At 75.0% G+C, this 12,958-nt stretch carries 11 protein-coding genes; 6 read left to right on the forward strand and 5 right to left on the reverse strand.

Translation table 11 applies throughout. From position 1 onward, the window contains the following. Positions 1–33: 33 nt before the first annotated feature. The 4 genes from lanKC to OG245_RS25370 all read left to right on the forward strand — a co-directional run bounded on the left by lanKC (position 34) and on the right by OG245_RS25370 (position 6,580). Complete coding sequence (gene lanKC / locus OG245_RS25355) at positions 34–2,658, forward strand: class III lanthionine synthetase LanKC (protein WP_371625749.1); 2,625 nt, start codon at positions 34–36, stop codon at positions 2,656–2,658. Positions 2,659–2,703: 45 nt separating this feature from the next. Then, positions 2,704–2,835 (forward strand): SapB/AmfS family lanthipeptide, encoded by a 132-nt coding sequence (locus OG245_RS25360; RefSeq protein ID WP_003966507.1) that lies wholly within the window; start codon positions 2,704–2,706, stop codon positions 2,833–2,835. A gap of 74 nt (positions 2,836–2,909) precedes the next feature. After that, positions 2,910–4,754 carry an ABC transporter ATP-binding protein gene (locus OG245_RS25365; RefSeq protein ID WP_371625750.1) on the forward strand — a complete coding sequence of 615 codons (1,845 nt, stop codon included), beginning with the start codon at positions 2,910–2,912 and terminating at the stop codon, positions 4,752–4,754. Then, the gene (locus tag OG245_RS25370) at positions 4,751–6,580 is read left to right on the forward strand and encodes an ATP-binding cassette domain-containing protein (protein WP_371625751.1); all 1,830 of its coding nucleotides are present in this window, start codon (positions 4,751–4,753) and stop codon (positions 6,578–6,580) included. Before OG245_RS25365 ends, OG245_RS25370 begins: the two co-directional genes overlap by 4 nt. Here OG245_RS25370 and OG245_RS25375 read toward each other — a convergent pair. From OG245_RS25375 to OG245_RS25385, 3 genes are all read right to left on the reverse strand, one after another. After that, positions 6,549–7,154, reverse strand: coding sequence for a LuxR C-terminal-related transcriptional regulator (locus OG245_RS25375; protein WP_371625752.1), 606 nt, complete (start codon positions 7,152–7,154; stop codon positions 6,549–6,551). The genes OG245_RS25370 and OG245_RS25375 overlap by 32 nt on opposite strands. Before the next feature lie 281 nt (positions 7,155–7,435). After that, positions 7,436–8,317, reverse strand: coding sequence for a tetratricopeptide repeat protein (locus tag OG245_RS25380; RefSeq protein WP_371625753.1), 882 nt, complete (start codon positions 8,315–8,317; stop codon positions 7,436–7,438). An 81-nt stretch (positions 8,318–8,398) separates the two neighbouring features. Next, positions 8,399–9,451: a GNAT family N-acetyltransferase gene (locus tag OG245_RS25385; protein WP_371625754.1), complete on the reverse strand. Its 1,053-nt coding sequence runs from the start codon at positions 9,449–9,451 to the stop codon at positions 8,399–8,401. 117 nt (positions 9,452–9,568) lie between these two features. On the opposite strand from OG245_RS25385, the gene fdxA reads away from it, so the two are divergent. After that, a complete protein-coding gene (gene fdxA, locus OG245_RS25390) occupies positions 9,569–9,889 on the forward strand; it encodes a ferredoxin (protein WP_007446848.1) in 321 nt (106 codons plus the stop codon). 195 nt (positions 9,890–10,084) lie between these two features. Then, entirely contained in the window at positions 10,085–11,179 is a 1,095-nt protein-coding gene (dapC, locus tag OG245_RS25395; protein ID WP_371625755.1) for a succinyldiaminopimelate transaminase, read from the forward strand. Positions 11,180–11,273: 94 nt separating this feature from the next. On the opposite strand, the gene OG245_RS25400 is transcribed toward dapC, so the two are convergent. Continuing rightward, on the reverse strand, positions 11,274–11,729 hold the full coding sequence (locus tag OG245_RS25400; RefSeq protein WP_371625756.1) for an ATP-binding protein: 456 nt from the start codon (positions 11,727–11,729) through the stop codon (positions 11,274–11,276). Positions 11,730–12,019: 290 nt separating this feature from the next. Next, positions 12,020–12,946, reverse strand: coding sequence for a hypothetical protein (locus tag OG245_RS25405; protein WP_371625757.1), 927 nt, complete (start codon positions 12,944–12,946; stop codon positions 12,020–12,022). Between the last annotated feature and the right edge of the window lie 12 nt (positions 12,947–12,958).

Genomic DNA, 12,958 nt, shown 5'->3' on the forward strand with positions numbered 1-12,958 from the left:
TCGCCACGAAAGAACCGAGCGAGGGGACCGTGCGTGAATCCGGAGTACGCCGCGTACTGCCAGGCGGACCGCCGCTTCTACGACGCACCCCACCGCTCTCCCGGCCCGGACGGAGCCGCGGACGAGGAGCGCTCGCTCTACGCGCCGCTCCGGGGCGCCGTACCCGACGGCTGGACACGCACCCGGCGCGGCGACTGGCTGGCGTACAGCCCCGACGGGCTGCGACTGCCGCCCCAGGGCTGGAAGATCCACGTCTCGGCCGCCCTCGACAACGCGTCCTCCGTGCTGGAACGGGTCCTCGCCCACTGCCTGGAGCACCGGCTGGCCTTCAAGTGCGTCCCCAACGCGGGGCTGTTGGCGCTGCGGAACGCCAAGTACGCGGACCGGGCGGGCAGCGGGAAGTTCATCACCGTCTACCCGCCGTCCGACGAGGCGTTCCCCGAGGTGTGCACCGCGCTGATGCGGCTGCTGGAGGGTGAGCACGGCCCGTACATCCTGAGCGACCTGCGGTGCGGGAACGGACCGGTGCACACCCGGTACGGGGCGTTCGCCGCCCGCTTCTGCTCCGGTCCGGACGGGCGGCCCGTGCCCGCCGTGGCCGATCCGCAGGGCCGGCTCGTCCCGGACGACCGGGGCCCGTCCTTCCGCGTCCCCTCCTGGGTGCCCCCGCCCGGCTTCCTGACGCCGCACCTCGAAGCCCGCGCCGCCGTGGGCCTCACGGGCCTCCCGTACACCGTGGAGAAGGCGCTGCACTTCTCCAACGGCGGCGGCGTCTACCTCGGCCGCGACACCCGCACCGGCGAGCAGGTCGTCCTCAAGGAGGCGCGGCCGTACGCCGGTCTGGCCGCCGACGGGGCGGACGCCGTGGCCCGGCTGGAGCGCGAGCGGACCGCCCTGGAGCAACTGGCCGGACTGGACTGCGTACCCGCCGTCCGGGACGTCTTCGAGGTCGGCGACCACCACTTCCTGGTCCTCCAGTACATCCCCGGCACCACCCTCAACACCGTCTTCGCCCGCCGCTTCCCGCTCGCCCGGCAGCACCCGTCACCCGAGCTGCTCGCCGAACACGCGGCCTGGGCGGAGGAGTTGTACGGACAGGTCGAGCGCGCCGTCGCCGCGGTGCACGACCGGGGCATCGTCATCAGCGACCTGCACATGAGCAACGTCATGGTCGACGAGGAGAACGCGCGCATCGTCCTGCTCGACTTCGAGGCAGCCTCCCCGGCCGCCGAACGCCGCCGCCAGATCGTCGCCAACCCGGCCTTCGTCGCCCCGCCCGACCGGCGCGGCGCCGACATCGACCGCTACGCGCTGGCCTGTCTGCGGCTCGCCCTGTACCTGCCGCTCACCACGCTGTTCGGCATCGACCGCACCAAGGCCGCCGGTCTCGCCCGGGACATCGCCCGCGTCTTCCCGGTCACCGAGAAGGCGCTGCGGCCCGCGGTCGCGGAGATCCTGCGCCGAACGGGAACGCCCGACCCGCGGCCCGCTCCCGACGCCGACCCCGACCTCGGCGACTGGCCGCGCAGCCGTGACGCCATGGTCCGGGCCATCACCGCGTCCTGCACACCGGAGCGCGAGGACCGATGTTTCCCCGGGGACATCGCCCAGTTCGCCACGGCCACCGGCGGCCAGTCCTTCGCGTACGGGACCGCCGGAGTGCTCTACGCCCTCCACGAGACGGGCGCCCCGCCGTGCGAGGAGGCCGAGGACCGGCTCCTGCGGCACGCCAAGGACCCGGCGTCCGGCAGCCCCCTCGGCTTCTACGACGGGCTCACCGGCATCGCCTGGACCCTGCACCGGATCGGCCGCACCGCCGAAGCCGCCGACCTCCTCCGGATCATCCTCGACCAGCCCCTGGAGGGCCTCGCGCCCGGCCTCCACAACGGGTACGCGGGCATCGGCCTCGCCCTCGACGACCTGGCCCGCACCGCCTCCGCCACCGACGCACCGGCGCTCTCCGACGCGGCCGCCCGCTGCACCGCCCTCGCCGTCCGCGCGCTCCGCGACGGCCCGCCGTCGCCCCGCACCGGACTGCTGCACGGCGCGAGCGGCATCGCCCTGCTCCTGGTGCGCCGGTACGCGACCACCGGGGACCCCGCCCTGCTCGACCTGGCGGCCACCGCCCTGCGCCGCGACCTGGACCGCTGCCGGACCGGCGACGAAGGCGAACTGCTCGTCGTCGAGGGTAAGCGGCTGATGCCGTACCTCGGTTCGGGCAGCGCCGGCATCGCGGCCGTCATCGACGCCTACCTGGCCCACCGCCCGGACCCCGCGCTCGAAGCGGCCGGCCGCGCCCTCCTGCCCGCCGCGCTCTCCGCCTTCTACGTCCAGCCCGGCCTGCTCCGGGGCTCCGCCGGCCTCCTCCTGCACCTCGCGGCCACCCCGCTGTGCGACGAGGCGGACCGGCAGCGCGCGATCGCCCGCCACACCGATCTGCTGCGCAGCCACGCCCTCCCGTACGGAGGCGGACTCGCCTTCCCCGGCGAGCAGCTGATGCGCCTGTCGATGGACCTGGCCACCGGAACCGCCGGCGCCCTCCTCGCCCTGGGCGCCGCGCTCGGCGGCACCACCGGACTTCCCTTCCTGCCCGCCGCTCCGGCGGCGCCCCCCGGCCGCGCGAGCGGCCCCACGGACCGGCCCCGCCAGGGGTCGTAGCAACACACCGTTCAGCACCACCTACGTCCCCGAAAGGACATCATCATGGCGCTTCTCGACCTTCAGGCGATGGACACCCCGGCCGAGGACTCCTTCGGCGAGCTCGCCACGGGCAGCCAGGTCTCGCTGCTGGTCTGTGAGTACAGCTCCCTCAGCGTGGTCCTCTGCACCCCGTGACCCGCACCGGCCGGCCCACCGGTGTTCCTCACCGGTGGGCCGGCCGGCCCACGTGCACCCGGAAAGGCCACCCCGTGCGGCTGCACCCACGCCCGGGCACCGAGTCCGGCGCCCGGCGGCTCGCCCGGCAGCACCCGGCGGCCCTTCTCTGGCTCCTCCTCTGCTCCACCGGCGGGGCGCTCGCCGCCCTCGCCCTGCCCGCCGCCCTCGGCCACACCGTCGACCGGCTCGTCGCCGGCGGCCCCGTGCCCTGGTCCGGGCTGCTGCTCTGCGCCGCCCTGACCCTCGCCGAGACCGGGTTCGACGCCGCGGCCGCCGTGACCGGCGCGACCACCACCGCCAGGCTCACCGCGTCCCTGCGCACCCGCACCGCCGCCCGGGTCCTGGCCGCCGAACCCCGCCGCGCCCTCGCCCTGCCCACCGGCGACCTCACCGCCCGGCTCACCGCCCGCACCGCCGACGCCGCGTCCGCGCCCGTCACCGCGGCCGGAGCCGTCTCCGGGGTCCTGCTCCCGCTCGGCGCGATCGTCGGCCTCCTCCTCATCGATGTCTGGACGGCCGCCGCCCTCCTCGTCGGCGCCCCTCTCCTCGTCGCCCTGCTGCGCGCCTTCTCCCGCCGGACCGCCGACGCCGGGGCCGACTACCAGCGCGCCCAGTCGCTCATCGCCCACCGGCTCACCGAGGCCCTCGACGGCGCCGACACCATCCGCGCCGCCCGCACCGGCGCACACGAGCACCGCCGCGTCCTGGAACCCCTGGCCGCCCTCGCCGAACACGGCAGGCGCACCTGGACCGTGTACGGGCGGGCCGTCGGCACCAGTGGCCTCCTGCTGCCCCTGCTCATGCTGCTGGTCCTCGCGGTCGCCGGCCTCCGGCTCGGCGCGGGCGCGATGGGCGTCGGCGACCTGGTCGCCGCCTCCCGCTACGCGAGCCTCGCCGTCGGCATCGGCGCCCTGACCGGCGCGCTCGGCGCCCTCGCCCGCAGCCGCGCCGCCGCCCGCACCCTGGAGCCCCTCCTCGCCCTCGCACCGCTGCCGCACCGCGGCCTGGGCCCGGCGCCCGGCGCCCCCGGACACCTCGAACTCCGGGACGTCGGCGTCGAACAGGACGGCGGCCCGCTGCTGACCGGCGTCCACCTGACCGTCCCCGGCGGCACCTCCCTGGCGGTCGTCGGGCGCTCCGGCTCCGGCAAGTCGGTGCTCGCCGCGGTCGCCGGGCGGCTGCTCGACCCGGACACCGGCAGCGTGCTGCTGGACGGCGTCCCGATGGACGGCATGGAACCGGCCCGGCTGCGCCGCGAGGTGGCGTACGCCTTCGCCCGCCCGGCCCTGACCGGCGTCACCGTCGAGGACACGATCGCCTACGGGCCCTGGACCGCGTCGCCCGAAGCCGTACGCGACGCCGCCCGCGCGGCCCGCGCCGACGGGTTCCTCGCGCTGCTCCCGTACGGCTACGCCACCCCGGTCGCCGACGCCCCGCTCTCCGGCGGCGAACGCCAGCGCCTCGGCCTGGCCCGTGCGTTCGCCCACCCCGGCCGCCTGATGATCCTCGACGACGCGCTGTCCAGCCTGGACACCGTGACCGAACACCACGTACGCCGCGCGCTCGACGCGCGGGCCGGGCACTGCACCCGGATCATCGTCGCCCACCGGCTGTCCTCGGCCGCGCGGGCGGACCGGGTCGCCTGGCTGGAGGACGGCCGGATCCGCGCGACGGGCCGCCACGACGAACTCTGGGCGGACCCGGACTACCGGGCGGTCTTCCGGACGGACGCCCCCGCCGAGGGCCCTGTTCCCGCAGACCGTACGCCCGTGGCACCGACCGCAGTGGCACCGGCCGCCGTGCCACCGACCGCCGTGAAACCGACCGTCATGACACCGCCCCCGGTGACACCGGCCGCCGGAGCGGAGGCCCCGTGAAGGCGGACAAGGCCCACCCCGGGCGCGAAGAGCAACAGGGGACCCGCTCCCGGCGTGACACGTCGCTGCGCCGGGTCGGCCGCGAGGCCCGGCCCTTTCTGCGGGCGCGGACCGGCGCGGTCCTGCGCCTGGCCGGCTGGTCCCTGCTGGAGTTCGCCCAGACCTTCCTCGGCGGATTCGGGGTCGCCCGCGCCCTCGACGACGGCTTCCTCGCCGGACGCCCGCCGACCGGACTCCTCTGGCTGGCCGTCGCCGCGGTCGCCGTGCTGCCCTCCGTGCCCGCCGCCCGCGGGGTGTTCGGCCGGCTCGCGGACCTGGTGGAGCCGCTGCGCGACGGACTGGTGCGGCGCGCCGTGTCCCGGGCGCTGTCCGGCGCGCTCGACCGCTCCGGCGACGTGAGCACCCGGTCCCTGTCGCAGGTCACCCATCAGAGCGAGATCGCCCGCGACGGCTGGGCCGGACTCGTCCTGACGCTGCGCTCGTTCGTGTTCACGGCGGCGGGGGCCGTCACCGGCCTGCTGGCCCTCTCGCCCGCCCTCCTCCTGATCGTGCTGCCCCCGCTGGTCCTCGGGTCCGTCCTGTTCCTCGGCACCCTGCCGCCGATGGCGGCCCGCCAGCGCGACTACCTCGCCGCCGACGAGGCGTACGCCGCCCACGCGGGCCTGCTCGCCGCCTCCGTACGCGACATCGCCGCCGCCGGGGCCGCCGAGCGGACGGTGGCCGAGTCCCGGGACCTCGCCGGGGCGCAGCTCGCCGCCTCCCGTTCGCTGGCCCGCTGGTCGGGCGTGCGGGTGCTGGCCCTCGCCGTCTGTGGCCGGTTCCCGCCGCTCCTGCTGCTCCTGGGCGCGCCCTGGCTGCTGCGGAACGGACTCACCCCGGGCGCGCTGGTCGGCGCCCTGACCTACCTCACCCAGGCGCTCGCCCCCGCCGTCCAGGCGCTGATGACCATGCTGGGCACCGCCGGGGGCCGGCTCGTCGTGGTCCTGGACCGGTTCACGGACGCGCCGCCACCGCCCTCCGAGGACCCGCCGCCCGCCCGGGAGGCCGCCCCGCCGCCGCGCGGGACCCCGGTCGCCGAGCTCCACGAGGTCAGCTTCGCGTACGGGCCCGGCGCCCTGCCCGTCCTGGACCGGCTCTCCCTGACGATCGGGGCGGGGGAGCACCTCGCGGTCGTCGGCCCGAGCGGCAGCGGCAAGTCGACCCTGGCCGCCGTCCTCGCCGGGACCGAGCGGCCCACCGGGGGAGCGGTGCGGTGGCGGGGGCGGCCGGTGCGCCCGGCCGACGCCACCTCCGTACGCGTCCTGCTGCCCCAGCACGCCTACGTGTTCAGCGGCTCGCTGCGGGACAACCTCCGCTATCTGCGCCCCGACGTCCGCGACCGGGAGATCGCGGCCATGGCGGACGCGCTCGGCCTGGACGCGCTGCTCTCCCGGCTCGGCTCCCTCGACGCGGACGTCGAACCGGACCGGCTCTCCCAGGGCGAACGGCAGCTGATCGCCCTGGGCCGCGCCTACCTCGCCGCCCCGCCGCTGCTGATCCTCGACGAGGCCACCAGCCGGCTGGACCCGGCCGCCGAGACCCGCGCCGAGCTGGCGTTCGGGGCCCTGCCGGGCGCGCTCGTCGTCGTCGCCCACCGGCTCAGCTCGGCCCGCCGCGCCGGGCGGACCCTGGTGATGGACGGCCCGCGCACCCAGTGCGGCACCCACGGTGAACTCCTGCGCTCCTGCGCCCTCTACCGGGACCTGGCCGGCCTCTGGGAGCCGGTGGACGGGGGAGGGAAGGCGCTGCGCGGCATCAGATCCACCCCGCCTCCTTCGCCCGTCTGATCGCGTCCAGCCGATTGCGCGCCCCGGCCTTCCGGATGGCGGCGGCCAGATAGTTGCGCACCGTCCCCGGCGTCAGGTGCAGCCGACCGGCGATCCCGGCCACGGTGTCACCCCCTTCGGCCATCGAAAGCACACTCAGTTCCCGTGGCGATAACGGCATGTCGGCCACCTGGAGGAGGCTGAAGGCCAGCGACTCGTCGATGTGCCGCCCCCCGTCCGCCAGTTTGTGCATCACCTCGGACAGGTCGTCCACCGGGCGGTACTTGTCGATGTACCCGAGCGCTCCCGCCTCGTACGCCCGCCGCAGGCCGCTCGGCCGGTCGCTGCGGGTGAGCACGGCGAGCGGACACGGTCCGCCGTGCGGCGCGGTCATCGTCTTCATCTCGTCGAGGACGTCCAGCGCGCCCGGACAGTCGAGGTCGGTGAGGAGCACATCGGGACCCGGCCCGCACAGCGCGGTGCGTATCGCACCGTGTTCGGCGGTGCGGACCTCTATCCCCCGCCCCGTGCCGAGGAGTGACGCCAGCGACGCGCGCCACAACGGCACGGTGTGGACCAGCAGCACGGTTGTCATCAGTCTGCCCTCAGCTTTTCTCTTCCGGCCCGCCCGACGCGGAATGCGACGGGCTGTACGCATCCGGTGACGGGTATCCAGTTGAGCGCATGGGCATTCGCGTACGCCGACAAACGGGCCGAATAGCGCTCCTGTTGGGCGCGGAAGGGGGCGGCCGGATGTAAAACGGGAGCGCACATCGCTCACGGACCCATCCGTCTCGCCACCGCCACGGACAACGGGCGGCGGAAGGAGCGGCGGCAGGGCGGATTCCCGCGGCGTTCCCGCCGGACGACCGGGGTTCAGTTCAGCAGGGCGCGCGCGGCGTGGGCCTTGCGCCGGATGTTCTCGGCCGTCGTCGGCTCGATGCCGTCCAGGATCTCCGCATACTCCTCCATCTCCGCCGCCCCGCGCAGGAATTCACCGCGCTGGACGAGGAGCTGGGCGCGCTCGAAGCGGAGCCTGGCCGGATGCGAGGGCAGGAGCAGCGACAGCTCCACCGCCCACAGGCCCACGTCCGTGCGCTCGGGACGGGCCGCCGCCCACGCCCGCACGTTGTTCAGGATCCGCAGCACGATCTCCAGCGGCCGCGCGGGCGTCATCGTCGACGGTTCGAGTGCCGCCCCGGTGACCCCCGTGACCAGCAGCTCCGCCTCCCGACCGGTCAGCGGCGCGCCCCCGGCGAACGGATCGGCCAGCACCGGGTGCTCCCGATCCCCGAAACCGACCACGAAGTGACCGGGCAGCGCCACCCCGTACACCGGTGCGCCCGCCCTCCTGGCGACCTCGATCCAGACGACCGACAACAGGATCGGCAGGCCCCGGCGGCGCCGCAGCACCTGCTGGAGCAGCGAGGAGTCCAGCCGCTGGTAGTCGCTGGAGGAGCCGCCGAAGCCGCAGCGTTCGCCGAGCAGTTCGGCCAGCGCCGAGGCCCAGGCGGCGGGGGAGCGGGAGCCGTACGGCAGCAGTCCCGCCAGCCGGTCCAGCTCGATCTGGGAGGCGTCGATGCCGTACGGGTCGGGGGCGTCCTCTCCCGCCTTCACCGGGCGGACCTCGGCCGGGCCCACCGGTCCGGCCTCCGCGCCCAGCAGCAGGCACAGGAGGGCGAGGTCCGGCCGCTCGGACCGGGCCTCCTCGGCGAACCGCCGCCGCCGCTCGGCCGTTCCGGAATCCAGCGCGCTCATATGCGAACCCTGTCCCTGCTCATGTCCCCGCTCATGTGCGCCGATCCGCCGGAGGGCCCGGCGCGGGGCCTCCGGGGCCCGTCACGCCGAGCGGTAGTGGTGGTAGCGGTGGTGGGTCGCGAAGCCCATGCCGTCGTACAGCGCCCGCGCCCCCTCGTTGTCGTCCTCGACCTGGAGCCAGGCCGCCGAAGCGCCCTCGTCCTGTGCCCGGCGCGCCAGCGCGGCCATCACGGTGGTGGCCAGGCCGCGCCGCCGCTGCTCCGGAGCGACCTCGACGGCCATGAACCCCGCCCACCGCCCGTCCACGACACACCGCCCGATCGCGGCCGGCGGGGCGGCCGACGCCGCGAGGGGATCCGCGTCCGGATCCGCGGCCGGGGCTCCCGTGTCCCCGGTGTCCCCCGGCACCGTGGCGAACCAGACCGAAGGGCCGCTGCCCAGCACCCGCAACGCGGAGGGCCCGGGGGCGGCCAAGCGCTGGTAGCGGGCGAGCCAGGCCGCGTCCGGTTCGCGGGTCAGGCGGACCGCCCGCACCTCCGCCTCCAGGTCACCGACCGGCGCCAGCGCGGCGATCCGCACCTCCGCCGAGACCTCGCGCCGCCAGCCGCGCCGCTCCAACTCCGCGCACAGCGGCTCCTGCGTGCCCTCGGCCCCGGTCGCCGTCTGGACGTACGCGGGCAGGCCCCGTTCCTCGTACCAGTCCCGGACCCGATCGAGCGCCTCGCCGACCGGCAGGCCCGGATCGCCGAGCGGCAGCGCGGAGTTGGCACGCCGGGTGAAGCCCCCGGCGGCGCGCAGCCGCCAGTCGCCCAGCGCCTCGCTCTCCACGGGCTGCCAGGCGCGCGCGGTGACGGTGGCCAGTTCCCCGAAGGAGGCGGCGGGGCCGCGCCGACGGGCCGGGGCGGCGGGCACGACCTTGCCCGCGACCACGGTGGATTCCACGATGTGGACGGATTCCCCGCTCTTTCGTGTGATCGAGAGCACACCGTTGTTCCATGATGTGAGCACCCCGACCACATCGGTGAACTCCGCGCCCGTGCCCCCGTCGTCCGTCCGCCGTCGAACGGACACGCGTTTGCCCACGTCAGTGGGTGTGATGCGGACTTCCAGCCGTCCGCCGATGGTGAATTCCACAGCTCTGTCCGCCCCTCCTGTTCGGATCGTGCCCGAGAACGGAGATACTAGGGGTGGGCATCGACGACGCCGCGCTCCCGCGCGAGAGCCAACGCCCTACCGAGGAGGAACGACAGCGTGACCTACGTCATCGCGCAGCCTTGTGTCGACGTGAAGGACAAGGCCTGCATCGAAGAGTGCCCCGTCGACTGCATCTACGAGGGTCAGCGGTCCTTGTACATCCACCCGGACGAGTGCGTCGACTGTGGAGCCTGTGAGCCGGTCTGCCCGGTCGAGGCGATCTTCTACGAGGACGACACTCCGGAGGAGTGGAAGGACTACTACAAGGCGAACGTCGAGTTCTTCGACGACCTCGGCTCGCCGGGCGGTGCTTCGAAGCTCGGTCTCATCGAGCGCGACCACGCGTTCATCGCCGGGCTGCCGCCGCAGAACCAGTAAGCGGAGGCACCACGCGCGCGGCCCGGTCCCGTACGGCTTGTCACCGTGCGGGACCGAGGCGTTTCCCCGTACCGCCGGGGCCGTCGCCGGGTCCCGGCACCGCCGGGCCCCGCTGACGTGTTCCGGTGCCGCCGGGCCCGTCACCGCGCGTCCGCTCCGCCGCCCGTACGAGAACACCCGAGAAAGCAGAACGCCGTGTCCGCAGTCTCCTCCCGCCTCCCGGTCTTCCCCTGGGACAGGCTCGCGCCCTACAAGTCGACGGCCCAGGCCCACCCGGGCGGCCTCGTGGACCTGTCCGTCGGCACCCCGGTCGACCCGGTCCCCGAGGTGATCCGGCGCGCGCTGGTCGCCGCCGCGGACAGCCCCGGCTATCCGACGGTGTGGGGCACCGAGGCCCTGCGGGACGCCCTCACCGGCTGGGTGGAGCGCCGCCTCGGGGCGGTCGGCGTGACCCACGCCCACGTGCTGCCGGTCGTCGGATCCAAGGAGTTGGTGGCCTGGCTGCCGACGCAGCTCGGGCTCGGCGCGGGCGACAGGGTGGCCTACCCCCGGCTCGCCTACCCGACGTACGAGGTCGGCGCCCGGCTCTGCGGTGCGGAGCCCGTCGTCTACGACGACCCGACCGAGCTGGACCCGGTGGGGCTGAAGCTCCTCTGGCTCAACTCGCCCTCCAACCCGACCGGCAAGGTGCTGTCCAAGGACGAGCTGACCCGGATCGTCGCCTGGGCGCGCGAGCACGGCGTGCTGGTCTTCAGCGACGAGTGCTACCTGGAGCTGGGCTGGGACGCCGAACCGGTGTCGGTGCTCCACCCGGACGTCTGCGGCGGCCACTACGACGGCATCGTCGCCGTCCACTCGCTCTCCAAGCGCTCCAACCTGGCCGGGTACCGGGCGGCGTTCATCGCGGGCGACGCGGCCGTCCTGGGCGAGCTGCTGCTCATTCGCAAGCACGGCGGGATGATGACGCCCGCCCCCGTCCAGGCCGCGGCCGTCGCCGCGCTCGGCGACGACGTGCACGTGTCCGAGCAGCGTGCCCGTTACGCGGACCGGCGCCTCGCCCTGCGCTCGGCGCTGGAGGCGCACGGCTTCCGGATCGAGCACAGCGAGGCGAGCCTCTACCTGTGGGCGACCCGCGACGAGCCGTGCTGGGAGACCGTGGCGTACCTCGCGGAGCTGGGCATCCTGGTGGCGCCGGGCGACTTCTACGGCGCGGCGGGCGCGCGTTTCGTCCGGGTGGCGTTCACCGCGACCGACGAGCGGGTGGCCGCGGCGGTCAAGCGCCTGTCCTGACCGGAGCCGTCGCCGCACGGCGACGCTACGCACCGAGGGCCTCGGGAGTGCGCACTCCCGAGGCCCTCGGCGCGTCTGCCGGTACCGCGGTGGATCAGCCGCCGATCGGCAGACCGCCCAGCGGGAGCCCGCCCTTGGTCAGGGCGTCGGTGGGCAGGCCGCCGCCGAGCGCGTCCGTGGGCAGACCGCCGCCGGCGGCCTCGGCCACGCCGCCCACGGCCTGGCCCGCGTTGCCCGCGGCCTGGCCGGCGGTCTCCTGGGCGGCCGGGATGGCCACCCCGGCGGACGTGCCGACGGTCTTGCCCGCGGCCGGGAGCGCCGTGCCGACGAGCCGGCCGCCGGTTTCGCCGGCCGCCTGGGTGCCCTGCTGCACGGCGCTGTCCACGGTGTCGCCGAGACCGGCGCCGTCCAGCGCGGTCAGGCCGCCCAGGTCCGGGGTCGCCGGGAGATCTGCGGCGCTCGCGGCGCCGGCCGCACCGACCACGGGGGCTGCGCCTGCGGCGATCAGCAGCGCGGCACGAGCGATCCGACGGGTCAGGGGGAGGGACATGATGCTCCTTCAGCGGGTTGTGCACGAATCCGTCTGTCCGGTGATCGGACGCACTGACAACCGCTCCGGGGGAGGGGGAGGTTGCGGTGGGCGAAGGTAAAGACTGAGTAATGCGTCCGATTATCCGCAGCGGAAGAACCCGGGCAAACGATCCATACCGGCGCGCTGCGCTGAACCGTCACTTCCCTTGCGCGGCAAGGGAATCGGAGCAGGTCTGCCAGGTCGCGAGAGACCACGCGGAAAACGTCCGGGGCCACGGTCCCCAGGGTCCGTACGGGTGATGGGACGTACTACTGAACGACCCGGATCCTGACCGCCGTCGTGCCCGTTTCCTTATCCTTCGCGCGTTCCGTCCGCCAGCCCGAACCGGCGTCCCAGACCCGGTCCCCGTAGCTCACGCGCTCGATCCGCAGGGCCTCGGACTGCGCCACGGCCCAGTGCGCCAGCTCCCAGCCGCGCTGTGCGGACCTGCCCTCCGACCGCGCGGCGGCCGCCGGGACCGGCACCGAGACGGACGACGCCGCGGACGCGCCCGCGGCCTTCGCGGCGGGCAGCACGTCCTTGCCGAAGGCGCGCACCAGCTCGGCCCGCACCCGTGCGGCGTCCCCCGGGCCGTCCGCCGTGGCCGTCGACGGCGTGCAGTTCAGCGAGGCCGGCCGACGCCCGGTCAGCGCGGCGGCCAGCAGCGCGGCGTCCGGCTCGTGCTTCGCGTACGCCTGCGGGAAACCACTGCGCTGCACGCGCTGCGCGGCCACGGTCAGCGGCAGCCGCGAGTAGCCCGGAACCTCGGCGAGATGGTCGTAGAACTCACCGGCGGAGTAGACCGGGTCCATCAGCTGCGCGGGCGTGCCCCAGCCCTGCGACGGGCGCTGCTGGAACAGGCCCAGCGAGTCCCGGTCCCCGTAGTCGATGTTCCGGAGCGTGGACTCCTGGAGCGCGGTGGCCAGGGCGATCGTCACCGCCCGCTCGGGCATGCCCCGGGTCGTGCCGACCGCGGAGATCGTCGCCGCGTTCACCGCCTGGGCCAGGCTCATCTCGTACGTGTGTGACGTCCCGCCGTCCCCGTCGGAGGCCTGGACGACGCAGCGGGGCGGGTTCTTCGAACCGGACGAGTCGTACTGCACGGCCACATAACCGCCCAGAGCGCCGAGCACGGCGAAGGCCGCCGCGCATCGGATGAGGCGGCTGCGGCGGGCGGGGCTGGCTGTCCGGGGCACGAGCCCACCGTA

This window comes from Streptomyces sp. NBC_01116 (assembly GCF_041435495.1).
Classification (GTDB): domain Bacteria; phylum Actinomycetota; class Actinomycetes; order Streptomycetales; family Streptomycetaceae; genus Streptomyces.

Coding starts and splice junctions, on each gene's coding strand:
- OG245_RS25360 (WP_003966507.1), top strand. CDS start 2,704: ATGGCGCTTCTCGACCTTCAGGCGATGGACACCCCGGCCGAGGACTCC.
- OG245_RS25375 (WP_371625752.1), bottom strand. CDS start 7,154: ATGACAACCGTGCTGCTGGTCCACACCGTGCCGTTGTGGCGCGCGTCG.
- OG245_RS25380 (WP_371625753.1), bottom strand. CDS start 8,317: ATGAGCGCGCTGGATTCCGGAACGGCCGAGCGGCGGCGGCGGTTCGCC.
- OG245_RS25400 (WP_371625756.1), bottom strand. CDS start 11,729: ATGTCCCTCCCCCTGACCCGTCGGATCGCTCGTGCCGCGCTGCTGATC.